Genomic DNA, 25,643 nt, shown 5'->3' with positions numbered 1-25,643 from the left:
ATATCAGTGGGCTCTTCGCTCCGCCCGCCCGCCCTGGTAGTTTCGAGGTCCCGGCGCCGCACCGTGCGGTACGCATCCATCGTCTGATCCTCATGCAGCGTTTTGACGATGCAGTAACCGAGTAGCGCCACGATGACCGCGAACGGTAGCGCGGAGAGCATCGCCGCTTGCTGCAGTGCCGCGAGTCCTCCGGCGAAGAAGAGGACCATCGCCGATGTTCCCGTCAGCGCACCCCAGACGGCGAGCACCCATCGGCTCGGTTCGAGCGTGCCGCGAGACGTGAGCATGCTGAGAACGAAAGTGTTCGCATCCGCACCCGAGACGAAGTAGAGAACGACGAGAAGGATCGCGATCACCGAGGTGAGACCCACCAACGGCAGATGTTCGAGGGTCTCGAAGAAGGCCGAGTTCACATCTTCAGCTGCTGCTGCACCGATTCCGCCGTCACCGTCCATGTCGATCTTGATCGCGGTGCCGCCGAAGATCGTGAACCAGACGAAGAAGACGAGACTGGGAATGCCCATGACGCCGAGGACGAATTCGCGGACGGTCCGCCCCTTCGAGATCTTTGCGAGGAAGACTCCGACGAACGCGCCCCAGCTCAGCCACCAGGCCATCATGAAGTAGGTCCAATACTGATACCATTCGACGTCACCCGAGGCCAGAGGTGTGAGCAGACTGACCTTGAAGAAGTCGTTGAGGTACTCACCAGTCGAACGGAAGAACAGGTTGCCGATGAACCCGGTCGGCCCGACGATGAGGACGAAGAGGCCGAGGAAGATCGAGAGCACGGCCGTTGTCTGACTGAGGAACTTGATGCCGCGATTGACTCCGGAGAGTGCCGAGAGCGTGAAGACCACCGTGATGCCGAGGATGATGATGATCTGGACGAAGAGCTCGTTCGGGATTCCGAAGACTCGGTTGAGGCCCTCGCTGATCTGCGAGGCACCGAGGCCGAGCGACGTGGTCGTGCCGAAGAGCGTGGCGATGACGGCGAGAATGTCGATGACATTTCCCAACCAGCCGTCCATTGCCTTGCCGAACAGAGGCCGCAGCATCGGGGAGATCAGCCCGGTGTTGCCTCGCCGGTGAGTCGAGTAGGCGATGGCGAGGCCGAAGACTCCGAACACTGCCCAGGCATGCGGTCCCCAGTCGAAGTAGGAGAATTGCAGGGCGCGTACGGCGGCTTCGTTGGTGCCGGGGTCGGCGAGTCCATGTGGAGGGGTGGTGAAGTGGGTGATCGGTTCGGCCACACCGTAGCTGATGAGGCCGATGCCCATCACCGCGGAGAGAATCATCGTCAGCCAGGCCCAGGTACTGTATTCGGGACGGTCATCGTCGGCGCCGAGTCGGACTCGGCCGAAACGACCGAAACCAAGGTAGACGAGGAGCCCGATGCACCCGAGCGTGAGGACGAGATAGACCCATCCCACCTTCGCGGCGACGGCATCCATGGCCGTGGTCATCGCCGTGGCCATGCCGTCGGGGGAGAGGACTCCCCACAGCGTGAATGCGCCGACACCGAGGATCGAGATCCAGAAGACGCGTCCCGGTCGGTGCCGCATGGCATCGGCATAGCGTATGGCCGGACTCGGCCCGGTCAGCGAGTCGAGACCGCCGCCGGGCAGCTGTGCGCGGTGGTGTCCGCTCCGTTCCCGCCTGTCATCGTCAACGTCGGGATCGTGGTCGGGTTCGGAATACATCAGGACTCCACTTCTTCGTGTGTCGTAGGGAGAGGGCTCGGAAGGTGTTGGAAGCTGCCCTTGTGGGACGAGGTCAGTTGAGGGGGGTGAGATCTTCGCTGTCGAAGAAGCGACCGGCTTTGTAGATCATCGGCTCGTCCTCGGATGCCTCGGCGCTGCGGACACGGCCGATGAAGACCGTGTGGGTCAGTGCCTGGAAGCGCTCCTTGATCTCGACTTCGATCGATGCTGCCGAACCGTCGATGAGTGGAGAGCCGCCAGCACCCTGGTGCCAGTCGAGCTCGGCGAACTTGTCAGCGGCTTTGGACGCGAAGGTGCCGATGGTGTCCCGCTGGTTCCGGCTCATGATGTTGATGCCCATGTGCGTCGAGCGGAAGAGCGCGGGATACGTCGATGAGGTCTTCTGTACGCAGACGAGCACGAGCGGCGGATCGAGGGAGACCGAGTTGTAGGAGTTGACCGCGAGGCCGCGCGGTCTGCCGTCCTCGTCTGTGGTGGTGACGACGGTGACGCCGGTGACGAACTGGCGGTTGAAGGCCTTGAGGGCATCGGCCGAGGGCTCTCCGGAGAGGTCATCGGTGACGACTTCAGGCTGAGCCTCGAATGCCGAGGACAGGGACTTCAAGCCCAGATCGGCGAGGAGCTCGTGCGCATCCCAGGTGACCTCTTCGCGAGCGATCCGGCCCGCTTCGAGGCGGATGAGATTGGAACCATGCGTCGTCACCGACTGCCCTGTGGGCGGAACGTCGTTGAGCGGCTGGGTGAAAGTGCCCTCCGAGTGCCAATAGATCGCGCCCTGGTCGCCTTCGATGAGAATGTGGTCGATCGTCGTTGTGAGGTCGGGGAAGGCGGAGCGGATCTCGTTGATCTCGGCCTTCGTCTCTTCTGCGGTCATGGTCCGACCGGAGTTGGCTGACACTCGCTGGTAGTCGTCGATGAAGAGTGAATCGAGCGCATCGATGCGCCCACTGTCCCAGGCCTCGTGCCACACTGCGCGGATTTCTGTCTTGAGCTGTTCAATCGTGATCTGTTGCATGCCAGATAGCGTAGATAGAGTGTGATGCATTCGTCAATAGGTCGAGAAAAACTCGTAAAACACGCAATATAAGAGAGCTGTTGACATGATTCGATGCATGCAAGTAGATTCCTTGTATGCAACAAACTCGAGAGAAGGACGCATGACAACCACCCCGACACGGTCACAGGAGCCGGACCTCGGAGCACAGGAGCCCAGCTTCGGTCGATTGAATCATTTCGATGAGCTGCCGGCTGATTTCGACGAGCTCGCCTGGCGTCTCGGTGTCCGATCGATCACCGTGCAGCGTGAAGAGATCATCGCCGACGGCGGAGCGTCGCCGGACGCGCCATTGACGCAGGCGGCTGCCATCGCCGTGCTCGCCAATCCTTGGGTGGGCACGGGTACGCAGACCGATCTGGCGCCGGCTGCCGAGCAGGTTGCACCGGTGCTCGCAAAAGTGCTCACCGACAGACTGCTTGACGCGCTCGGGCCAGCTTCTGCAATCGAGGCCTTCGGCAAAGGCGCTGTCGTCGGTGTCGATGGAGAACTTGAGCACGCTGGGGCTCTCATCCACACTCCGTACTTCGGCAATATCATGCGAGAGATGCTTGAGGGCACTTCTGTTCTCTGCTTCGCCGACGGTCGATCGGGCCCTTCGGCATCGATCAAGGTGCCGATGTGGCACAAGACCCACGCCACCTCCCGAGACCACTATCAGACCATCGATCTGCGACTCACAGATGCTCCGAAGGCGGACGAACTCTGTGTGATTGCGGCGGCCTCAACGGGGCCGAGGCCCTTCGCCCGCATCGGCGACCGTCGCACAGACGGTGCTGTGACCACCGAAATCCTGAAAGGACTGACGAAATGAACATTCGCAAGATCACGACGGTGACCGAAGAGATCCTGGCCGAAGGCGGACGGCGAACCGACCCCGTCATCACTGTGGCTGCCGTGGCGGCCGTCATCGAGAACCCTTGGCATGGGCAGGGCTTCGTTGAGGACCTCGGCCCGGGAATCGACGCGACGGCGAGCGAGCTCGGCGCTGTTCTCGCTCCACGGGTCATGGAAGCTCTGGGCGGCACGCTCGAGGCTTATGGCAAGGCCGCGATCGTCGGTCTCTCGGGAGAGATCGAACACGGTTCGGCACTCATCCACACCCTCAAGTTCGGCAACCACTTCCGCGACGCCGCGCAGGCCTCGACTCTCCTGCCGGCTGTGGAGAAGCGCGGCGAGGCCGGAGCTGTCTTCGACATCCCCCTCAAGCACTTCACCGACGCGACGATCCGCTCTCACCACCAGACCTTCGAGTGGAGGGTCGCGGACGCTCCGCACCCCGGCGAGATCCTCATCGCACTTGCAGGCTCAACAGGTGGACGCCCCCAGCAGCGACTCGCTTCGCTCTCGACCGAGCAGTAGGAAACGAGGCGGACGATGCCGACAGACGATGAAGTCCCTGTCGTATTGCTCCACGGGGTCGGTCTCGATCGCATGGTATGGACACGGGTCGAAGCACTGCTGCCCAGCACCGCCTCGGCGATCGACCTGCCCGGACACGGAGCCCAGCCGCCGCTGACCGGACCCACGGACCTGGCGGCGATGGCGTCTGATGTGCTCGCACGGATGCCGGCCGGTCAAGTGCACCTGGTGGGATTCTCCCTCGGCTCGCTCGTCGCCCAGCAGGTCGCGATCGAGGAGCCGAAGCGCGTGCGCAGCCTCACCTGCGTGAGCTCCGTGTGCGCTCGCACGCAGGAGGAATCTTCTGCGGTGCAGGGGCGACTCGAAGGCGCGGAGTCGGACTTCCGCGGCAGCATGGAACGAGCACTCGACCGGTGGTTCCCGGAAGATGAGGAAGGCTCCGAGGCGCTGCGGGACGAGATGCGGCATGTGCTTCTGGCCAACGACCCCGATTCCTACCGCCACGCCTATGCCGTCTTCGCGACGGGCGACCGAGAGCTCGAATCGAAGCTGAATGCGATCACCGCACCGACCTTGGCGATCACTGGCGAACTCGACCCGGGATCGACTCCGGAGATGAGCGAGAGGATCGCGAACCGGATTCCGGACACACGGGTTGCCATCGTCTCTGGCGCACGCCACATGCTGCCCGTCACCCACCCCGAGGTGCTCACCGATCACCTCCGCGCCCTGATCAACCACACAGAAGGGAGTCGATGATGACTACGCGACTCGACCATTTCATCGGAGGGGAGCATCGTGCCCCCGCCGACGGAGAATACCTCGAGAGCACAGACCCTGCGACACTTGAGACGCTCTACAGCTTCGCTCGCGGCACAGGCGCCGATATCGCGCAGGCAGTCGAGGCCGCTCAGCGAGCCTTCGACTCGTCCGCTTGGCAACGGACCACGCCGACGCAGCGAGGGCACCTGCTGCGTCGATTCGGCGACCTCATCGGGCAGAACGCCGAGGATCTCGCCCGTTTCGAGAGTCAGGACAACGGCAAGCTCCTGCGCGAGATGAAGGGTCAGCTGCAGGGCCTGCCCGAATACCTCTACTACTATGCGGGACTGGCCGATAAGGTGCAGGGATCGCAGATCCCGACGAATTCGCCCGAAGTCATCAATTTCACTCAGCGGGAAGCGCTCGGCGTCGTTGGACTCATCACGCCGTGGAATTCGCCGATGACCTTGACGATCTCGAAGCTCGCACCGGCACTGGCGGCGGGCAACACCACGGTCATCAAGCCGAGCGAATACACCTCGCGAACGATTCTGCGCCTGGCCGAACTCGCGGACGAGGCCGGATTCCCCGCCGGTGCCGTCAACGTCGTAACTGGCCTCGGCGCCGAGGCGGGACAGGCCCTCGTCGACGCACCGCAGCTGGCGAAGATCTCATTCACCGGCTCGACCCGGACGGGTTCGGCCATCGCCAAGTCCGCGGCCGGCCGCTTCATCGGATCGACGCTCGAACTGGGTGGAAAGTCTCCGAACATCGTCTTCGACGATGCGAATGTGTCCAATGCGGCGATGGGCGTCATCGCCGGCATCTTCGCCGCAGCCGGACAGACCTGCATCGCCGGATCTCGAGTCTTCGTCCAGCGCGGGGTCTATGACGAACTGCTCGAAAAGGTCACTGCTCGGGCGGCATCGATCGTCATCGGCGATCCCATGGCCGAGGACACCGAGCTCGGACCGCTCGCCTTCGCGGCTCAGCGTGACAAGGTCGAGGAGTACGTCCGCCTCGGCGAGGGAGAAGGGGGACAGATCGCCTACGGCGGCAATCGTCCCGATGTCGGTCTGCCCGGGTACTTCTTCGAGCCGACCGTGCTCACGGAGACGACGAACGATATGCGCATCTGCCAGGAGGAGATCTTCGGGCCGGTCGCCGCGATCATGCCCTTCGACACCGAGGATGAGGTCCTCGGGCTGGCCAACGACACCGAATACGGATTGGCTGCCGGGGTGTGGACGCAGAACCTCGCCCGTGGGATGCGGATGTCGCAGCGTCTAGATGCTGGCACCGTGTGGATCAACATGTATCGGGCGATGTCGCCGATGTCTCCTCGGCAGGGATTCAAGAACTCCGGGGTCGGAGTCGAACACGGTCTTGAGTCGATGCACGAGTACACCAGGCTCAAGAGCGTATGGATCAACACCGATGAAGGCCCGGTTGCAGATCCCTTCGTGCTGGGCAGGTGAGACGATGCCCCTCATCGATATCTCGATCGCGAGAGGGCGCACTCCCGAACAGCTGCGCGCCCTCATCGCCGGCGTCCATGAAGCTGCCGCATCCACGACGGGAGCCGCCGACGAGAACATCACAGTGATCGTCCGCGAAGTCGAGAAGGATCTCTGGTCGCGTACGAACACCACTATCGCCGAACGCGAGAGCGGCGTATCCGGTGCGCAGGCCAGCGCCGGCTGAGTATCGCCTCGTCGATCACACATCACTGAAGTACATGTCGGAGGCACGGAGGCCTCCGCTGGGAAAGGAACCATCATGCGCTTTTCACTCTTCCTGCACATGGAACGCTGGGACGACTCGATCAGCCCTCAAGAGCATTGGAAGAACCTCGTCGAGCTCGTCAAGATCGCCGAAGCCGGAGGTTTCGGCACTGTCTGGATCGGCGAGCACCATTCGATGGAGTACGTCTCCTCGCCGAGTCCGATGCCGCAGCTGGCCTACTTGGCCGCCGAGACGTCGACGATCCGACTGGGATCTGGCACGATCATCGCCCCGTTCTGGCATCCGCTGCGTGCAGCCGGCGAAGTCGCTCTGCTCGATGTGCTCAGCGGCGGCCGGGCCGAGGTCGGCATCGCCCGCGGTGCCTACCAGTTCGAGTTCAACCGCATGGCCGGCGGCATGCCCGCAGCCGACGGCGGCGAATATCTGCGTGAACTCGTTCCGGCGATGAAGGAACTGCTCCAAGGTGACTACGCCCATGAGGGCAAGCATTGGCGGTTCCCCGTCTCCACAGCCGTGCCGAAGCCGGTGCAGACCCCGACTCCTCCGATCTGGCTGGCCGCCCGCAGCCCCGAGACTCACGACTTCGCCGTCGCCAACGGCTGCAACGTCCAGGTCACGCCGCTGATGAAGGACGACCGTGAGGTCGAAGACCTGATGAACAAATTCAACACCGCGGTCGCTGCCCATCCCGAGGTCGAGAAGCGCCCCGAGATCATGGTGCTGCGCCACACCTACGTCCATTCCCCGGAGGAGCCGGACGGTTGGAAGGTGGGTGCCGCCGGAGTGAACAAGTACTATCGGACGTTCTCGTCGTGGGCCTTCGGGAAGAAGGACCCCGTCGACGGATTCCTCGATCCGACCCCGGAAGAGAACTTCGCCGACCGCCCCGAATTCGAGCTCGAATCGCTGCACAAGTCGGCGATGATCGGCACCCCCGCAGAGGTGACCGAACGCATCCGCCACTACGAGGAGCTCGGTTACGACGAGTACAGCTTCTGGTCGGATAATGCGCTCAGCCATGATGAGAAGAAAGCGTCACTGCGGCTCTTCATCGACGAGGTGGTTCCGAACTTCCAGTGAGGTGGCTAGTTCGCCTGACGAGGGATGACAGCGGGGCCGGGAAACACGGAGTTTCCCGGCCCCGCTGTCGTGAGTCAGAGACGGTGTTGGACCTGTTCCCGAGTGGTCAGGAGTCGCGCTCGAGAGACAGGGTGGTGCGTGTCTGAGGGACGAGGAGCTCTTGGGTCGAGGCGAACACGTGCGCACGCATCGTCGTCTCGGCACCGAACGGGTCCTTGTCCTTGATCATCGTGAGGATCTGGCGATGCTCTCTGCTCGAGTCCACAGCTCTGCCCGGATGTTTGAGAGTCTTGCGCACGAGCCTGAAGTACGCGAGCTGATTCATCAGGCGAGCGTACTGCTCGACGAGTTTGTTGTTGTCCGCACCGTCGACGAGGGTCTGATGGAAATCCTGAACCTGCGAAGCGTAGGTATCTGTGTCTCCCGCATTCGACGACACCTCGGATGCTGCGACGATCTCCTCGAGGTCGTCGAGTTCCGGGCAGGGCCCACGGCGAGCCATCAGCGCGGCGGCCAGGCCCTCGAGGACCTCCTTGAGTTGGAAGAGCTCGACGATCTCGCGTCGGTTGGGCTCGCGGATGAAGGTGCCGACCTTGGGGCGGATTTCGATGAGGCCCTCGAGCTGGAGCTGTTTGAGGACTTCTCGGATCGGGGTCCGACTGACGTCGAACTCCTGTGCGAGGGAAACTTCGGAGAGTGGATTTCCCGGTTCCAGTTCGCCGCTGGTGATCTTCGACCGGATACGCTCGAGAAGCGTGGGTGGCGGGGAATCGGGAGAATTCTGCATAGCCCGATGCTATGTTGCATGCATCAAAAGGGTCAAGGCGAGTGTGGTTGATCTCCGAGTTCGGCCGTAATGGCAATGATTTCTTTGGCTGGGACCAAGGCTTGAGTGCATCAACACACGACTGCGTAGCGAATTCTGCCATGCAAGTTATGTCACTTGGGTGCTCTCTTTTCGTTCATGGGGCACAAAACAGTGGTCGCAACCGGATACTCAGGAGGTCCTGAAAGTATCCGATTGCGACCACTTCTCACAGTTTCACCCGTCTTTCGGCCATGAGAAGCTCGGGCTCAGTGTGAGGTCTGAGAGCCTCAGGCAGAGATGAGGCCGTGCGGGTCGAGGACGAACTTCTTCGCCACGCCCGAATCGAAGTCCGCATAGCCTTGCGGGGCATCCTCGAGCCGGATCGGTGTCGCATTGACGTTCTTCGCGATCGAGACCTTGTCGTGCAGGATCGCCTGCATCAACCCGCGGTTGTACTTCATCACCGGGCACTGGCCGGTCACGAACACATGCGACTTCGCGAATCCGAGGCCGAAGCGCATCGACAGCGACCCTTCCTTCGCCGCCTCATCGGGCGCGCCCGGATCGCCGGTGACATAGAGGCCGGGAATGCCGAGGCTGCCGCCGGCCCGGGTGATGTCCATGAGCGAGTTGAGCACCGTCGCCGGCGCCTCGTGGCTGGCGTCCTTGCCGTGTCCGCGAGCCTCGAAGCCGACGGCGTCGATTCCGCAGTCGACTTCGGGCTCGCCGAGGATCTGCTCGATCTGGTCCTTCGGGTCACCCTTGGACACGTCGACCGTCTCGCACCCGAATCCGCGGGCCTGAGCCAGTCGATCCTCGTTGAGATCGCCGACGATGACGCAGGCCGCACCGAGCAGAATCGCCGAGGTGGCCGCGGCGATTCCGACCGGACCCGCACCTGCGACGTAGACCGTCGAGCCCACCCCGACACCGGCGCTGACGGCACCGTGGAAACCGGTGGGGAAGATGTCGGAGAGCATCGTCAGGTCGAGGATCTTCTCCATTGCCTGGTCTTTGTCCGGGAACTTCAGGACGTTCCAGTCGGCATAGGGCACGAGCACGTATTCGGCCTGGCCGCCGACCCAGCCGCCCATGTCGACATAGCCGTACGCCGAACCCGGGCGGTCGGGATTGACGTTGAGGCAGATGCCGGTTTTGCCTTCCTTGCAGTTGCGGCAACGGCCGCATGAGATGTTGAACGGTACAGACACAAGGTCGCCGACCTTGACGAACTCGACGTCCCGGCCGACTTCGACGACCTCGCCGGTGATCTCGTGGCCGAGTACGAGGCCCTCCGGGGCAGTCGTACGGCCCCGGACCATGTGCTGGTCGGAGCCGCAGATGTTCGTCGCCACCGTTTTGAGGATGACACCGTGATCGACCTTGCGGCCGACGTTCGCAGGGTTGACCCCGGGTCCGTCCTTGAGGACGAATTCCGGGTATTCGGTGTCGATGACCTCGACCTTCCCGGGACCTGCGTAGCTGATTGCCTTATTGCTCATCGTTGAGCCTCCATGTGTGTGAAACGCGGGAGTTCGACATGTGAGTGCGGCGATCGGGAGTCCGTCGACATCACTGACATATCAGTCTGACATCAGACTTAGATGCAGTCTCGCTGTCGTGAGAGAGCTCTGTCAAGCCCCCGTTCGAGGAAAGCTTCTGAGGTGGGAGAGCGGAGACACTTCTTCGCGAGGCTCGAGGGCTGTCGACGTGCGGCGGTGCGTCAGGAGTCTTCACGCAGGCGGGTCGAGAGGATGTACTGGGAGGTTGTCCGCAGATGCTGCAGGGAATCGCGGATGAGAGGCGACCGGCGGCTGCCTGCCCGCATGGCGGCGATGATCTTTCGGCTCAGTCGGCCGGACCCGGTCAGGCGAACACGGCTGACGTTGTCTTCGCCGGCGAGGCTCGCGAGTCGCGGCAGCAGGCTGACCCCGATGCCTGCCCCGACGAGGGCTGCCGAGGTCTCCCACTCGGCTGACTCGTGTGCTACCGATGGGGTTACTCCCGCCGCCGTGAAAGCAGCGATGAAAAGCGAGTGATAGGGCGATCCCGGGCCTGCTGTGATCCACTCCTCTCCCGCGAGTTCGCTCAGCGTCACCGATTCCCGACCTGCGACTGGGTGATCGGAGGGCACCATGACGTCGAGCGGGTCGTCGAGGAGGTCGACGCTTTCGAAGCGCGTATCCTCTTCGACCTGCACATGGCCCTGCATGGACACGATGACGGCCAGATCGATGCGCTCGGCGACGAGCAGTTCGAAGCAGCGGGTCGGGCTGGCCTCGACCACGTGGACGCGGACCTCCGGTCGGCTGGTGCGCAGCTTCGCGGCCAGGGGTGCCAGGAGGTTCGACGAGGCAGTCGAGAATCCTCCGATGCCGAAGCGAGTCGGAGCTTGGTCTCCGGCACTCAGGGCGCCGGCCCGGATGTCCTCCCACACCGCTGACAATGCATCCGACCGGCGCACCAGGTAGCGGCCGGTCGACGTCAGTCGCAGGCCGCGTCCGTCCTTGGCGAGCAGCGTCATGCCCAGGGAGCGCTGCAGGTCCCGAAGCTGCCCGGACACCGCCGATGAGGAGTACCCGGTGAGCTCTGCGGTGGCGGCGATGGTGCCGCATTCGGCAAAGGTGCGCAGGGTGGTCAGGCGCGGATCGATCATGCGCACAATTATGCAGTAGATCCGCAGAATATATAACGAAATCTCGCGCTTTTTCTGTAGGGTGATCCTCGCTAGTGTGACTGTCGAGATCGTTCCGGCAGCACACGGTTTCCGCGGTCTCCGCCGAGGATTTCGCCCCTTCCGCCGGTGGACCGCTGCAGGCAGACATCAAGGGAGATGAGCATTGACAGCTACCAATCTGGCACCGACGAAGAAGGGCTTCCCCGCGGGATTCACCGAGGAGAAGCTCGACGAGACCCGCATCCGACTCGCCACGCGTCGGACAGGCTTCTCGCTCGAAGCTCCGTTCTACACGGATCCGAACCTCTTCAATCTCGACATGCAGGCCATCTTCGGTCAGCACTGGGTCTTCGCGTGCAGCGTCGCCGAGATCCCCGAGCCGGGTGACTATGTCACGCTCGACTACGGTCCGTACTCCCTCATCGTCCTGCACAACGACGACGGCGGCGTCAACGTCCTCCACAACGTCTGCCGCCACCGCGGGGCACGAGTCCTCACCGATCCGCAGGGAACGACGGGCAACCTCGTCTGCGGCTACCACTCGTGGACGTACTCTCCCGAGGGCGACCTCATCCACGCCTCGGCGCCGGGGGAGATGACCTTCGACAAGTCCTGCTATGCGCTCAAGCGCGCGCACGGGAAGATCGCCGCCGGTCTCGTGTTCATCTGCCTGGCCGAAGAGCCGCCGACGGACTTCCACGAGACCGCGAAGATCTTCGAGCCCTATATCGCCCCTCATGAGCTGGCGAAGACGAAAATCGCCTATCAGCAGAACATCGTCGAAGAGGGCAACTGGAAGCTCGTGATGGAGAACAATCGCGAGTGCTACCACTGCGATGGCCACCCGGAGCTCGCCTGCTCGCTGTTCCCAACATGGGGCCTGACCGACGAGACGATCCCGCCGCACCTCGAAGACGTCTGGGACCGCAACCAGCAAGCGCAGGCCTCCCTCGAATACCGCTGCCGTCGCTACGGCCTGCCCTATGAGGTCGTCGAAGAACTCGACACCCGGGTCGGCGGCATCCGCATCTCCCGCGAATCGCTCGACGGAGCGGGGGAGTCCTTCTCGGCAGACGGGCGCCGACTGTCGAAGAAGCTGCTCGGCGACCTGCCGGACTTCCGCCTCGGCCGCTGCTCGATGCATCTGCAGCCGAACTCCTGGTTCCACCTCCTCGGTGATCACGTCATCACCTTCGCGGCATTCCCGATCAGTGCCTCCCAGACACTTGTGCGCACCACGTGGCTCGTCGCCGACGACGCCGTCGAAGGCGTCGACTATGATCTTGAAACCCTCACGCACACGTGGAAGCAGACGAACCTGCAGGACAAGGCCTTCGTCGAACTCTGCCAGCAGGGAGCGGCGAGCCCGTTCTATGAGCAGGGCCCGTATATGAAGAGCGAGTACCAGGTCGAGGCCTTCATCAACTGGTACGTGCAGCGGATGCGGGAGCACGTCGGATGAGATCCTCCGCTGTGCCCGCGCTGCCGCTGGCTCAGCGGGTGCGCGGACTGGAGATGCCCTGGAACCGCGTGCTCTCGAGCGCCTCGGAGCCGGCCGGAGCCGCCACCGCCCTGGGTCCGTGGCACCCGCAGGAGTTCGCCGCCGAATGCGTGGAGACCATCCCCGAGGCGGGAGGGATGATGGTCTTCGTCTTCCGCCGCATGGACGGTGCGCCCCTGGCGTTCCGGTCGGGGCAGTACATCAACATCGACTTCCCCATCGACGGACCCGATGCCGAGCCGGTGTCGCGCAGCTATTCGATCTCCTCGGCCCCTACCGAGCCGTGGACGTTCTCGATCACGATCAAACGCGACCCCAAGGGAAAGGTGTCGCCCTGGGCACATGACCACCTCCGCCCCGGCACTGTCCTCGACATGCTCGGCCCGGTCGGTGCGTTCCACCTCGCAGATTACGACCGGCGAGCACGGTTCCTGCTGCTCGCGGCCGGGTCCGGCATCACTCCGCTGATGTCGATGGTCCGCACCGTCCACTCGCTGCCCGGCCAAGCCGATGTCGTCCTCCTCTACCACGGGGCGGCGCCCGATTCCTTCGCCTTCTCCGAGGAACTCGATTTCCTCGCGAACGTGGATTTCCGGATCAAGGTCATCTACTGCCTCGGCGATCGGGAATGCGGCGACGAATGGGAGGGACGGACGGGACGCCTGTCGGCGTCGCTGCTCGAGGAGCTCGTCCCCGACGCCAACGGGCGGCAGGTCTTCGCCTGCGGGCCGGAGGGGTACCTCAATTCGGCGACCGAGCTGCTGCGCACCGTCGGTGTCGACGACACCTCGGTGTTCATGGAGTTCTTCTCCGGCGACCGTGAGATCCGTGCCGAATACGCCGAGGAAGTCGCCATCGCCGGTGAGATCGCCGAGGAGATCGCGGCGACGACCGAGGAGTACTTCGAGTCCCAGCCGGCCGCGCTCGACATCTATGAACCGGAGTACGACGCTGACGGCCCGGTCGAGGCCGTCGGGGCACCGACCGAAGCCGTCGATGCCGAGGCGGTCGTGCCGGTCGAGGACGAGGTCGAGATCGAGGTCGTCGGCGTCGCCGATGAGAACCTCGCCGAGGCAGAGCCCGGATCCGCGTCCGACGCTGGGACCGCGGTACCGGCCGGGGACGGGGCGGCCGCCTTGGCGGTGGAGTCGGTCGACGATGACGAAATCGCCGTCGTCAACCCGGCCGCACTGCCTACTGTGGGGCAGGGTGAGCACACGATGTCGTTCGTGCGCACCGGCCTCAACGTCTGCGTCGGGGAGGACGAAACGGTCCTCCAGGCCGCGCGGAAGGCGGGGGTGAAGATCCCCGCGAACTGTCAGGAGGGCATGTGCGGATCCTGCAAGGTCGTCAAGCTCGACGGCGATGTCGAAATGAACCATCAGGGCGGCATCCGCGCCCGAGAGATCGATGCGGGCAAATTCCTGCCCTGCTGCTCGACGGCGAGGACCGACCTCGTCATCGATGCCTGAACCGGGCGCTGACTACCATATTCGTTCGGTGAGTCGAAGGAGACCACATGACACAGCAGAAGGACATCGACGGCATCGAGCCGGTCCGTCGTGATGCTTTCGCGCAGCGGACCGATACCGGGCGGATCTCGATAGACGAGGCCCCGCTCAACCGGCTCGTGCTCCTCGTCGCGGTTGCGGCCTTCGGTGGGATCTTCATCGACGGCTACATCCTCGGCGTCATCGGCGGTGCCGTCGCTCCGGCGGCCGCGGAGCTGGGACTGTCGGCGCTGGGGCAGGGGCTGATTGCGGCGAGCGCGCTCATCGGCATCTTCGTCTCCGGCCTGTTCTTCGGACGGATCGCCGACCGCTATGGACGCAAGCGGGTGTTCTTCTGGAACCTCGTCGGCTTCGTCGTCGTCTCGCTGGCCCAGCTCTTCGTCGTCGGCACATGGGACCTCGTGGCCATGCGGCTGCTGCTGGGCCTGCTCATCGGCGTCGAATACGCGGTCGGCACCGCCCTGCTGGCCGAATTCACCCCGCGCCGTCACCGCAGCGTCCTGCTCGGGTCGATCGCGGCGTTCTGGTTCATCGGGTTCATCTCGGCGTTCGTCGTCGCCCACGTCTGGGACGCGGATTCGTGGCGGATGCTCCTGGCCAGCAGTGCGGTGCCGGCCCTGGTCGTGCTCATCCTGCGTATGGCTCTGCCCGAATCGCCGAGGTGGCTGCAGGCACAGGGACGCACGACCGAGGCCCAGGCGATCGTCTCCGCTCATTACGGCCCGCAGTATGGACTGCCTCTGGCACCGACCGAGGTCGCCAGGACCCGTCTGCGCGACTTCTTCCGCGAGAATGACCACCGCACGGTGATCTACTCCGGACTGTTCTGGTTCTGCCAGGTCGGTCCGCTGTTCGCGATCTTCACGTTCATCGTTCCGGTGCTCGAGGACCTCGGACTCAACAGCGGATTCTCCACGGATCTGCTGATGAACGGGCTCCAACTCCTCGGTGCCGGTGTGGGACTGTGGCTGCTGCCTCGACGCACCTTCGTCAACTGGACCTTCGCGCTCATGGTGGTTCTGCTCGTCTTCCTCGGCGGATGGGCCGAGCTGCCGTCATTGGTCGTGCTCATCGTCTTCGGGGCTTTCGTCCTGATCATCACGGCGTCGAACAGCATCCAGTACGTCTATCCGCCGGAGATGTTCACCACCCGGTTCCGCAGCACCGGCGTCGGCTACGCCGCGGCATTCAGCCGAGTCGGTGCGGCCGGAGCCACCTACCTCTTCCCGGTCACGCTCGAACACCTGGGAGTTTCGAGCACCCTGCTCATCGCGGCGATCTTCCCTCTGGTCGGGTTCATCGCTTCGCTCTTCTGGGCACCGGAAACCAAATACTCCGCATTGGACGACTGAGCCCCGCTCCGGCGTCTGCTGCGACAACAGCCTCTACCACCGTTAACAACAAGGAGTACTCAGTGCCGATCTCATCACCACGAGTCGTCATCATCGGAGCCGGCATCGTCGGCGCCAACCTCGCCGACGAACTCGCGCAGCTGGGCTGGACCAACACCCTCGTCATCGAACAGGGCCCGCTGAACATCCCGGGCGGTTCGACCTCGCACGCACCGGGACTCGTCTTCTCCTCGAACGCGTCGAAGTCGATGACCGAATTCGCGCAGTACACGATCGAGAAGCTCACCTCGCTCAAGGACGCCGACGGGCGCGGATCATTCCTGCCCGTCGGAGGCCTCGAGATCGCCACCACCGAGGATCGGCTGCAGGATCTGCACCGTCGAGCCGGATGGAACCACTCCTACGGCGTCGAAGCCGACGTCATCGACGCCGATGAGTGCGCGAAGCTCTTCCCCATGCTCAACCGGGACATGGTCCACGGCGGTCTGCTCACCCCGGGTGACGGGCTCGCGTTGGCGGCGAAGGGCACTCAGATCGTCATCGACCGTGCCCGTGCCGCAGGGGTCGAATTCCGTGATCGGACCGCGGTGACCGATATCGAGACCACAGGCGGTCGCGTCAGCGCTGTGATCTGCGGCGATGACCGGGTTCCCGCCGATATCGTCGTCTCCTGCGCCGGATTCTGGGGACCGAAGATCGGTGAGATGGTCGGCACCTCGATCCCGCTGCTGCCCTTGGGCCACCAGTTCGCCTGGACCACCGAGGTGCCCTCGCTCATCGGCAAGAACGAGACGCCCGCCGGGGCACAGGCCCCGATCCTGCGCTACCAGGACAAGGACCTGTACTACCGCGAATGGGGCGAGCGGATCGGCATCGGCTCCTATGCCCACCGGCCGATGCCCGTCGACCTCGACACACTGCAGACCTACTCACCCGACGAGATCACCAGCGAACGGATGCCCTCGAGCCTGGAGTTCACTCCGGACGACTTCGCCCCCGAGTGGGAGGCGACGAAGACTCTGCTGCCCGAACTCGCTCAGACTCAGATCCAACGCGGCTTCAACGGCATCTTCTCGTTCACCCCGGACGGCGGTTCGCTGGTCGGACAGTCCCGTCAGGTCGACGGATTCTTCGTCGCCGAGGCGGTGTGGGTGACTCATGGTGCCGGCATCGCCCGTGCCGTGGCCGAGCTCATCGCCGAAGGACGATCGAAGACCGATCTGTCAGGCATCGATCTCAACCGTTTCGAGGACGTGCAGACATCAGCGGACTACGTCAGCGAGACCTCCCAGCAGAACTTCGTCGAGATCTACGACATCATCCATCCTCTGCAGCCACGGGTCTCCCCGCGTGACCTGCGCTCGAGCCCGTTCCGGAGGCAGCAGGAGGAACTCGGTGCGTTCTTCCTCGAGACCTCCGGTTGGGAGCGGCCGCACTGGTTCGACGCGAATGCTGCCCTGCTCGAGGAAATGCCGTCCGAGTGGGCGGCGCCGGAACGGGACGCCTGGGCGGATCAGTTCCATTCGCCCATCGCCGCAGCCGAAGCGTGGAAGACGCGCACCTCGGTGGCGATGTTCGACATGACCCAGCTCAAACGCTTCGAGGTCACCGGCCCCGGTGCCGGCGAACTGCTGCACGGAATGACCACCTCGTCGATGCTGCGCAAGCCGGGAGCGGTCAGCTACACGCTGCTGCTCGACGAAGCCGGCGGCATCACGAGCGACATCACCGTCGCGATCCTGGACGAAGAGACCTACCAGGTGGGGGCGAACTCGAACATCGACCTCGCCGCCATCTCACGGGCGGCCAGGCACCAGTCCGCCGCCGACCCGTCGAAGTGGGTGACCGTGCGCGAGACAACGCCGGGAACCTGCTGCATCGGTCTGTGGGGACCTCTGGCCAGGGACGTCATCGCCAAGGTCACCGATGAGGACTTCAGCGACGCCGGACTCAAATACTTCCGAACCAAGCCCGCGGTTCTCGGGGGAGTGCCGGTCACGGCGATGCGTCTGTCCTATGTCGGCGAACTAGGCTGGGAGATCTACACCTCGGCGGACCTCGGGTCGCGACTGTGGGACGTGCTGTGGGAAGCCGGTGAGGAATTCGGCATCATCGCCGGGGGCCGCGAAGCCTTCAACTCCATGCGCCTGGAGAAGGGTTTCCGATCCTTCGGCACCGATATGACCAGCGAACACGAACCGGTTCAGGCCGGTCTCGGCTTCGCCGTGAAGGCTTCGAAGACCGACGACTTCACCGGCAAGGCCGCGCTGGAGTCGAGGGCCGCAGCCGCGACGACGAAGCTGACCTGCCTCACCCTCGACGTGCCCTCTGACGTGGTGCTCGGCAAAGAGCCGGTGTACGTGGTCGGTGGGTCGGGTGTCGCGGACGGCGAGGCCGCCTCGGCGAAGTCGGACGGATCGGTCGGTTCGGGTGTCGCGGACGGCTACGTCACCTCGGCGGCGTATGGATACTCCATCGGGAAGTCGATCGCCTACGCCTGGCTGCCGAACACTCTGTCGGTCGGTGACGCCGTGGAGATCGAATACCTCGGGCGCCGCCTGCCGGCCACAGTCACCGCCGAGCCGCTCTTCGACCCGGAGATGACGCGCTTGAAGGGGTGATGGCCGCGGCTCTCTGGCGGGGCACGGGCTGAGCGGACGAACCGGAGTCGAGCCGCCTGCCTGTGCCAGCGTCGAATCAACTGCCTGTGCCAGCCGAACTCAGGTCGCAGTCGGATACTTGGCCCGAACTTAGGTCGCTAACGGACATTTCTGGAGCTCAGAGATGTCCGTTTGCGACCTATATTTCGGTTCTAAGGTCCGATTGCGACCCCCGTTTCGGAGGTGGGAGTGCGAAAGCTCTGCGCAGCAAAGGTTTGGGGCCGAACGGATGTTCCATATGGTGGATTTTCTTTGACCAGCTTGTGGGACCGGGAAAGTATGAGAGGACAGTGCTCGTTCCGCAGAGCCCGGTACCCGAAGGAGTGTCCATGTCCTCACCTGCGATCATCGGCTGGTCCCACGGCAAGTTCGGACGATCCGAATCACCGCTGCCCCAGATGATGGCCGACGTTGCCCGCGACGCCATCGCCGAGGCGGGACTGGAACCGGCCGACATCGACGTCATCCACGTCGGCGTCTTCAACAACGGACTCTCCCGCCAAGGCTTCGAAGCCGCACTGCCGGGCACCGTGTTCCCTGAACTCGCCCGCACGCCCGCCCACCGGCACGAGAACGCCTGCGCCACCGGTTCCGCCGCGATCTTCGCAGCCCACGACTCCATTGCCGCCGGCCGCCACAGGACCGCCCTGGTCATCGGCGCCGAACGCATGACCCAGGCTTCCGGCCACGACGTCAACGAAGTCCTGCTCAGCGCCAGCTTCCGGGAAGAGGAAGAGCACTTCAAATCCTTCGCCGGAGTCTTCGGCGAGATCGCCCGCCAGTACTTCGACCGCTATGGCGACCACTCGGAGACACTGGCCAAGATCGCCGCGAAGAACCACGCCAACGGATCGCAGAATCCGCTCGCCCATATGCAGAAGGACCTCGGCTTCGAGTTCTGCAACACTGTGAGCGAGAAGAACCCGTACGTCGCCGAACCCCTGCGCCGCACCGACTGCTCGATGGTCTCCGACGGGGCCGCGGCCCTGGTCCTGGCCGCCGAGGATGTCGCCGCCTCCGCACCCCAAGCCGTGACCTGGAGAGGAATGGGCAACGCCAACGACGTCCTGCCGCTGTCCCAACGTGACCCGCTCGAGATGGCCGGCGCCCGCGCCGCTATGGAGCAGGCGCTCACAGCCGCCGGCATCGGCATCGACGACCTCGACTTCCTCGAGACGCACGACTGCTTCACCATCGCCGAACTCCTCGAATACGAAGCCTTCGGACTCGCCGCCCCCGGCCAGGGTCACACCCTGCTCGACGACGGTGCCACCGAGGTCGGCGGCCGCCTGCCCGTCAACCCCTCCGGCGGACTCAAGGCCAAGGGCCACCCCATCGGCGCCACCGGTGTGTCCATGCACGCCCTCGCCGCCGCACAGCTGACCGGCCGCTCGCCCGGCATCCAGATCGAGACCCCGGAACTCGCCGGAGTCTTCAATATGGGCGGTGCCGCCGTGTCGAATTTCGCCTCCGTCCTCGAACGCATCCGCTGATGCGCGCCATCTCTCAGACGTCCCCGGCGAAGGACTTCACTCCCACGCCTCGGCGCGGGGTCAACGTGTCCCACTTCCTCACCCAGACCGCCCGCCGGATCCCCGACCGCCTCGCCGTCGTCGACGACGATCACGGGCAGCGCTGGACCTGGGCCGAACTTGACGCTCGCGCCGAAGCGCTCGCCGCTGCCCTCCAAGCCGGCGGCGTCGACCGCCGCGACACCGTCCTCCTCGTCTCGGCCAACCACGCCGAGGTGATCCAGTCCTTCTGGGGCATCCTGCGCTCCGGTGGCGTCATCGCCCCACCGAACGCGGCCCTGTCGACCGAGGAGCTGCTCGGCATCAGCGCCGAGGTGGCCCCCGCCGCCGTAATCGCCGACCGTGCCCACACCGACTTCGTCACCGCCTTCAAGGACTCCGGCTTCACCGGTCCCGTCTACTGGATCGGAGAACTGCCCACGGCGCAGGCGGCAGCCGCACCGGCAGAGGCCGTCGACTCGACAGTCGACGAGGACGACCCCTGCTGGTACTTCTTCACCTCCGGGTCGACCGGGCGACCCAAGGCCGCGACGTTTACGCACCGCCACCTCGGCGCGGTGCTCATGAATCACCGCTGCGATCTTTTCCCTAACGAGGACGAGACGGGGGCGTCCCTCGTGCTCGCGCCGCTGTCGCACGGGGCGGGCATCCACATGCTCGGGCAGGTCTTCGGCGGTACTCCGTCGATCATCCACCCGGGCGGCAAGCCCAGCGTGGAGTCCCTGTGGCCGGCGATCGACGCCTACGGAATCACGAACGCATTCACCGTCCCGACCATCCTCAACCGCATCGCCTCCGGTTACCCGTTGGGCCGCGGACCCGAAGACCACACCCTCGAGCGCGTCATCTACGCCGGAGCCCCGATGCTCGCAGCCGACCAAGCCCGGGCGCTCGAGAGGCTCGGGCCCTGCCTCGTCCAGTACTTCGGACTCGCCGAGGTGACCGGAGCGATCACGATCCTCCGCCCCGAAGACCACGGAGCCATCCCCGTCGACGATGCCGGAATCGGCACCTGCGGCCGCGCCCGCACCGGGGTCGAGATCGTCATCGTCGACGAGACCGGCGCTCAACTGCCCGCTGGTGAGCAGGGCGAAGTCTGCGTGGCCGGGCCGACCGTGTGCGCCGGCTATCTCGGTCGCCCCGATGCGAACGCCGAATCCTTCGCCGGAGGACTCTTCCACACCGGCGACGTCGGCTACCTCGACGAACGCGGGTACCTGTTCCTCACCGGCCGCAAGTCCGATATGTACATCTCCGGCGGTTCGAACGTCTACCCCCGCGAGATCGAGGAGCTCCTTCTTACAGACACCGAGGTGGCCCAGGCCGTCGTCGTGGGCGTGCCCGACCCGCAGTGGGGCGAGATCGGCGTGGCCGTCATCGAGCGAGCGACATCGATCGGGAACGAAGGTGCCGGCGATGGAGGTGCCGGTGGCGCCGAGGCCGATGCGGATGAACTGGCCGAACGGCTGACCGCGCTGTGCAAGTCGGGGCTGGCGAAATACAAGGTGCCCAAGGAGATCCACTTCGTCGAGACCATGCCGGTCACCGCCTACGGCAAACTCGCACGCAAGGAACTCAAGGCCGAATACTCCCAAGGACGGGGCAGCGCACGATGAACACGACAGGGACGGCAGCCGTGTCAGTGCCGACAGGTAGGTTAGTCGGCACGACGATCATGGCCATCGGCTGCGGCACTCCGGACGGGGAGGTGAACAACGGCTTCGCTGCGGCGATAGGATTCCTGCGCGAGGGGGCGAAGGTCTGCATCGTCGACCGCGACCCGAGGGCGCTTGACGAAGCGACACGGGCCCTCGCCGAGGCGGCCGCTCAGGCCGACTCGAACGGGGCGGACACAGCCGGGCGGGGCCACCTCGGTGGGGTTGATCTCGACGCTCAGCTGACCACGGTCGTCGCCGATGTCGGCGACGAAGACTCCCTGGCCGCGGCGTTCGCGCACTGCGCCGACCGCCTCGGCGGGCCCACCGTGCTCCACTACAACGTCGGCATCGTCGTCAACGGGGGAGTCGACGAACTCGACACCGACGGCTTCCGGCGCGCCCTCGACATCAACCTCACCGGAGCGTTCTCCGCGATCAAACATGCTCTGCCGCATATGCGCGCGGCCGGGCACGGGTCGATCATCACGGTGTCCTCGGTCGGCGGCATGCGCTACATGGGGTATGACTACCCGGCGTATGCGGCGTCGAAGGCCGGGCTCATCGAACTGACGAAGGTCGTCGGCGCGCAGTATGCCTCTGAAGGCATCCGTGCGAACTCGATCGCCCCGGGCCTCATCGAGACCCCGCTCATCCACCGCTCGATCTCGGGCCACTATGGCTCGGTCGAGGAGATGCTCGCCGCCCGGCACGCGCAGTCACCGACGGGGAAGATGGGTCGGCCCGAGGACGTCGCGGACCTCGCGGTGTTCCTCGCATCAAGCGAATCGGCCTACATCAACTCCACGCTCATCCCCGTCGATGGGGGACTGACGCATTATGCGGGGATGCCGAAACGATGACGCGGACGGACGTGCACAAGGCGCGCGCCACCTCGGCGAGGGAGGACCCAGCCGCCGCGGCCGGGCACGTGAACGCAGACTCGAGCGCCGCCTCCGCGAGGGAATTCACCGCGGTCGGGGCCTGACCCCGCCGAACTCAAAGACAGTGGAATAACGGAAATCAAGGAGGCAATGGTGCCGAGAACACGGACGACGAGAACCATGCTCGTCTGGTCCGCCGTACTGATGGTGTGCGCCCTGCTGCTGGCAGGGTGCGGAACGAACTTCGGCACCACCGACGACGGAAAACAACGCTACCGGTGGAAGATGACGGTGACGACGGGCTCGACGAGCACGTGGTACCTCGCGGCGGAGAAGTTCGCGAAGGACCTCGAAACTGAGACCGATGGCCGGATCACGATGAAGATCTTCACCAACGAACGGCTCTCCGCCGGTGAACCTACGGCCGGAGTCGAACAGCTCATGGACGGGGCGAAGGACTTCTCCTACAACTCGCCGATCATCTACGCCGGCGTCGACCCGCGCTTCGGCGCCGTCACCGCCCCCTTCGTCTTCGACTCCGTCGAGGACGGCCAGAAGGCGCTCGCAGGAGCCGGCGGGGACGTCTACTCCGACTACCTCGCCGAACGCGGAGTGCATCTGCTCGGCTTCGGCGAATCCGGGATGCGGCAGCTGACGAACACACACCGGCCCATCCACACGCCCGAAGACATGAAGGGGATGAAGTTCCGCATCCCCGGCTTCGGCATGTACACCGACCTCTACCGGCAGATCGGTGCGAATCCGACGACGATGCCCTTCGGCGAGGTCTTCACCGCCCTGCAGCAGGGAGCCATCGACGGTCAGGAGAACCCGATCGACGTCATCTACTCGGCGAACCTGCAGGAGGTCCAGCCGTACCTGACGCTGTGGAACTACTCCTACGACCCGCTCATCCTCGGCGTCAACAAGGACCTCTATGACTCGCTGTCGCCGGAGGACCAGAAGCTCGTGAGCCGACTTGCCGGTGAGGCCAACGACTTCCAGATCAGGAAGAACCGCGACGGCGAGCAGAAGCTCATCGCCGAACTCGAGGACTCGGGCATGGAGGTCAACGAACTCAGCGACGAGGAGAAAGACGCCTTCCGCGCCAAGCTGGGTCCGATCTACAGCGAATACCGCAAGGTCTGGGGACCGGACATGTCCCAGGCGTTCATCCCGAAAGGACTGTGAGATGAGAGTCATCAGATTCTTCGAGGACTGGGTCGTCATCGCCTCATTCATGGTGATCGTCCTCGTCACCTTCGTCAACGTCCTCTCCCGCTACATCTTCAAGGCCTCGCTGGCATTCTCCGAGGAGATCACCATCAATCTCCTCGTCGTGCTCACGATGATGGGAGCGGTCGTCGGGATCCGCCTCGGCGCGCATCTCGGGTTCTCCTACCTCGTCGACAATGCGAAGGGCAGCGTCCGTCGGACTCTGCTCATCACGGGCACCGCTCTCATCGTCGTCTTCCTCGCCGTCCTCCTCATCTGGGGCGGGGAGATGACGATCGCGCAGGGCCTGCGCGGCCGAGCGACACCATCGCTGGGCATCCCGCAATGGCTGTTCACCCTGTCCATCCCCTTGGCCGGTCTGCTCGGAATCATCCGCAGCCTTCAGGCCCTGCGGACGGCTCTGCATGAGGACACATCCGCCGAGGCGGTCGTCGAGAGACTCGCCAGCGAAGCTGCCCCGACCATCGATTCGTCCGAATTCTCGTCCGATGTCAAGGGAGGCCGGAAATGATCGCGCTCCTGCTCTTCGGCAGCTTCTTCCTCTTCCTCGGTCTCGGGATCCCCGTCGCCTTCGCCCTCGGGCTGTCCGCCGTCGTCACCCTGGTGACCACCGACGGTGTGCAGGTCCTCGATGTCGTGCCCTCGGTGATGTTCCCGTCGATGAGCTCGGGCACGCTGCTGGCGATCCCGTTCTTCATCCTCGCGGGCATCGTCATGCAGTACACGGGCATCTCGCAGCGACTCGTCGACCTCGCGTTCCTCATCTTCGGACGCCTGCGCCACGGCCTGGCCGCGGTGACGATCATCTCCGCGTTCTTCTTCTCCGCGATCTCCGGGTCAGGACCGGCCACCGTGGCCGCGATCGGTGCGATCCTCATCCCCGCGCTCGTGCGCAACGGATACCAGAAGAAGCACGCGGTCTCCCTCGTCGCGGCCTCAGGATCGATGGGCATCGTCGTGCCGCCGTCGATTGCGTTCATCATCTTCGCCGTCGTCGCCGCCGAGTTCGGCAAGATCTCGATCTCCCGGCTGTTCATCGCCGGCATCGTGCCCGGCATCATCATGGCCGCTGCGTTCTTCATCGCCGCCCTGTTCGTACCCAGGGTGCGTGAGCTCGCCGGTCTGCCCGTGAGGGCCAAGACCGGCGCCGAGGCGGGATCCGGGTCCGCGTCGACCGGGGCGTCTGCGACCGGTTCGGGTGACGGTGCGGCAGCGGGCAGGACTCAGCTGCTGACGACGAATGGGAAGGCCGCCTCGGCGAGGTCCGGATCCTCCGGAGCCGGAGCCGGCGTCGGAACCGCGGATCCGACGGTCACGGTCAATCCCGCAGGCGGGTTCGGCGAGATCCTCACTGCGCTGGTCAAGGCCATCCCCGGCCTGCTCATCCCGGTGATCATCCTCGGCGGGATCTACGGCGGAATCTTCACACCCACCGAGGCGGGAGCCGTCGCATCCGTGTACGCGCTCATCGTCGGGGTGTTCGTCTACCGGGAGCTGACCTGGAAGGACATGCCGAAGGTGTTCCTCGAGTCCGGGGTCTCGACCGCGGTCATCATGTTCATCGTCGGCGTGGCCAGCCTCTTCTCGTATGTCATCACCGTCGAGGGTGTGGCCGACCGGATCTCGACTGCCGTGCTGGGCGTGACGGACAACAAATACCTCATCCTCGCGGCGATCACGATCATCCTGCTCATCGTCGGCGCCTTCGTCGACGCGATCAGCGCGTTCTACCTGTTCATCCCGATCCTCGTGCCGATCCTCATCGGCGTGGGCGTGGACATGACGACTATCGGTGTGTTCATGACAGTCAACTTGGCAATCGGCCTGTTCACGCCGCCGGTCGGGCTCAATCTCTACGTGGGTGCCGGCATCGGGAAGGTCAAGCTCGAGGAGGTCGTGCGCGGGATCATGCCGTTCCTCATCTGCGCGATCATCGCCCTGCTGCTCATCACCTACATCCCGGCGATCTCGAACTGGCTGCCCGACCTGCTCGGGGTCGGGTAGTCAGGGCCGTCGGAGTCCGGCATCGGTGCCTTCGCGCGCCGGTGCCGGCAGGAGCCTGCCGTTCGGTCGGGGATCTCACGCCTCACTCAACTCAG

The 25,643-nt window shown here is 64.5% G+C and carries 21 protein-coding genes; 16 read left to right on the top strand and 5 right to left on the bottom strand.

What is annotated here, in order from left to right:
* A partial coding sequence (locus D3I60_RS04995; RefSeq protein ID WP_346659551.1) for a BCCT family transporter occupies window positions 1-1,703 on the bottom strand: 1,703 nt, incomplete at its 3' end.
* A 73-nt stretch (window positions 1,704-1,776) separates the two neighbouring features.
* Window positions 1,777-2,739: a flavin reductase gene (locus tag D3I60_RS04990; RefSeq protein WP_262775040.1), complete on the bottom strand. Its 963-nt coding sequence runs from the start codon at window positions 2,737-2,739 to the stop codon at window positions 1,777-1,779.
* Window positions 2,740-2,881: 142 nt separating this feature from the next.
* Between D3I60_RS04990 and D3I60_RS04985 the strand changes: the two genes are divergently transcribed.
* From D3I60_RS04985 to D3I60_RS04960, 6 genes are all read left to right on the top strand, one after another.
* Window positions 2,882-3,592, top strand: coding sequence for an amino acid synthesis family protein (locus D3I60_RS04985; RefSeq protein WP_262775039.1), 711 nt, complete (start codon window positions 2,882-2,884; stop codon window positions 3,590-3,592).
* Window positions 3,589-4,140, top strand: a complete 552-nt coding sequence (locus D3I60_RS04980; RefSeq protein WP_172172892.1) for an amino acid synthesis family protein — start codon at window positions 3,589-3,591, stop codon at window positions 4,138-4,140. The genes D3I60_RS04985 and D3I60_RS04980 overlap by 4 nt, the downstream gene beginning before the upstream one ends.
* 15 nt (window positions 4,141-4,155) lie before the next feature.
* Window positions 4,156-4,899, top strand: coding sequence for an alpha/beta fold hydrolase (locus D3I60_RS04975; protein ID WP_262775038.1), 744 nt, complete (start codon window positions 4,156-4,158; stop codon window positions 4,897-4,899).
* Window positions 4,899-6,380 carry an aldehyde dehydrogenase gene (locus D3I60_RS04970; RefSeq protein ID WP_262775037.1) on the top strand — a complete coding sequence of 494 codons (1,482 nt, stop codon included), beginning with the start codon at window positions 4,899-4,901 and terminating at the stop codon, window positions 6,378-6,380. Before D3I60_RS04975 ends, D3I60_RS04970 begins: the two co-directional genes overlap by 1 nt.
* A gap of 4 nt (window positions 6,381-6,384) precedes the next feature.
* Window positions 6,385-6,606 carry a 2-hydroxymuconate tautomerase gene (locus D3I60_RS04965; RefSeq protein WP_262775036.1) on the top strand — a complete coding sequence of 74 codons (222 nt, stop codon included), beginning with the start codon at window positions 6,385-6,387 and terminating at the stop codon, window positions 6,604-6,606.
* Window positions 6,607-6,681: 75 nt separating this feature from the next.
* Window positions 6,682-7,728 (top strand): LLM class flavin-dependent oxidoreductase, encoded by a 1,047-nt coding sequence (locus D3I60_RS04960; protein ID WP_262775035.1) that lies wholly within the window; start codon window positions 6,682-6,684, stop codon window positions 7,726-7,728.
* A 106-nt stretch (window positions 7,729-7,834) separates the two neighbouring features.
* Here D3I60_RS04960 and D3I60_RS04955 read toward each other — a convergent pair whose 3' ends face one another.
* From D3I60_RS04955 to D3I60_RS04945, 3 genes are all read right to left on the bottom strand, one after another.
* Complete coding sequence (locus D3I60_RS04955; protein ID WP_262775034.1) at window positions 7,835-8,515, bottom strand: GntR family transcriptional regulator; 681 nt, start codon at window positions 8,513-8,515, stop codon at window positions 7,835-7,837.
* 308 nt (window positions 8,516-8,823) lie between these two features.
* A complete protein-coding gene (gene fdhA, locus D3I60_RS04950; protein WP_262775033.1) occupies window positions 8,824-10,038 on the bottom strand; it encodes a formaldehyde dehydrogenase, glutathione-independent in 1,215 nt (404 codons plus the stop codon).
* A 221-nt stretch (window positions 10,039-10,259) separates the two neighbouring features.
* Complete coding sequence (locus tag D3I60_RS04945) at window positions 10,260-11,192, bottom strand: LysR family transcriptional regulator (protein WP_262775032.1); 933 nt, start codon at window positions 11,190-11,192, stop codon at window positions 10,260-10,262.
* A gap of 262 nt (window positions 11,193-11,454) precedes the next feature.
* Here D3I60_RS04945 and D3I60_RS04940 point away from each other — a divergent pair, with 262 nt between their 5' ends.
* The 10 genes from D3I60_RS04940 to D3I60_RS04895 all read left to right on the top strand — a co-directional run bounded on the left by D3I60_RS04940 (window position 11,455) and on the right by D3I60_RS04895 (window position 25,548).
* Window positions 11,455-12,675: an aromatic ring-hydroxylating oxygenase subunit alpha gene (locus D3I60_RS04940; protein WP_262775042.1), complete on the top strand. Its 1,221-nt coding sequence runs from the start codon at window positions 11,455-11,457 to the stop codon at window positions 12,673-12,675.
* On the top strand, window positions 12,672-14,186 hold the full coding sequence (locus tag D3I60_RS04935; RefSeq protein ID WP_262775030.1) for a flavin reductase family protein: 1,515 nt from the start codon (window positions 12,672-12,674) through the stop codon (window positions 14,184-14,186). The genes D3I60_RS04940 and D3I60_RS04935 overlap by 4 nt, the downstream gene beginning before the upstream one ends.
* A 47-nt stretch (window positions 14,187-14,233) precedes the next feature.
* Window positions 14,234-15,577, top strand: coding sequence for an MFS transporter (locus D3I60_RS04930; RefSeq protein WP_262775029.1), 1,344 nt, complete (start codon window positions 14,234-14,236; stop codon window positions 15,575-15,577).
* A gap of 62 nt (window positions 15,578-15,639) precedes the next feature.
* A complete protein-coding gene (locus D3I60_RS04925) occupies window positions 15,640-18,198 on the top strand; it encodes a GcvT family protein (RefSeq protein ID WP_262775028.1) in 2,559 nt (852 codons plus the stop codon).
* Between the two features lie 368 nt (window positions 18,199-18,566).
* Entirely contained in the window at window positions 18,567-19,730 is a 1,164-nt protein-coding gene (locus D3I60_RS04920) for a thiolase domain-containing protein (protein ID WP_262775027.1), read from the top strand.
* Window positions 19,730-21,385 (top strand): AMP-binding protein, encoded by a 1,656-nt coding sequence (locus tag D3I60_RS04915; RefSeq protein WP_262775026.1) that lies wholly within the window; start codon window positions 19,730-19,732, stop codon window positions 21,383-21,385. The genes D3I60_RS04920 and D3I60_RS04915 overlap by 1 nt, the downstream gene beginning before the upstream one ends.
* A complete protein-coding gene (locus D3I60_RS04910) occupies window positions 21,382-22,287 on the top strand; it encodes an SDR family NAD(P)-dependent oxidoreductase (protein WP_262775025.1) in 906 nt (301 codons plus the stop codon). The genes D3I60_RS04915 and D3I60_RS04910 overlap by 4 nt, the downstream gene beginning before the upstream one ends.
* 171 nt (window positions 22,288-22,458) lie before the next feature.
* Window positions 22,459-23,499, top strand: a complete 1,041-nt coding sequence (locus tag D3I60_RS04905) for a DctP family TRAP transporter solute-binding subunit (protein ID WP_262775024.1) — start codon at window positions 22,459-22,461, stop codon at window positions 23,497-23,499.
* 1 nt (window position 23,500) lies between these two features.
* Complete coding sequence (locus tag D3I60_RS04900) at window positions 23,501-24,055, top strand: TRAP transporter small permease (protein WP_262775023.1); 555 nt, start codon at window positions 23,501-23,503, stop codon at window positions 24,053-24,055.
* Window positions 24,052-25,548: a TRAP transporter large permease gene (locus D3I60_RS04895; RefSeq protein WP_262775022.1), complete on the top strand. Its 1,497-nt coding sequence runs from the start codon at window positions 24,052-24,054 to the stop codon at window positions 25,546-25,548. The genes D3I60_RS04900 and D3I60_RS04895 overlap by 4 nt, the downstream gene beginning before the upstream one ends.
* Window positions 25,549-25,643 lie beyond the last annotated feature (95 nt).

Origin of the sequence: Brevibacterium permense (assembly GCF_025506275.1) — a bacterium.
GTDB classification, from domain to species: domain Bacteria; phylum Actinomycetota; class Actinomycetes; order Actinomycetales; family Brevibacteriaceae; genus Brevibacterium; species Brevibacterium permense_A.
This window is presented reverse-complemented; position numbering and strand designations above follow the sequence as displayed.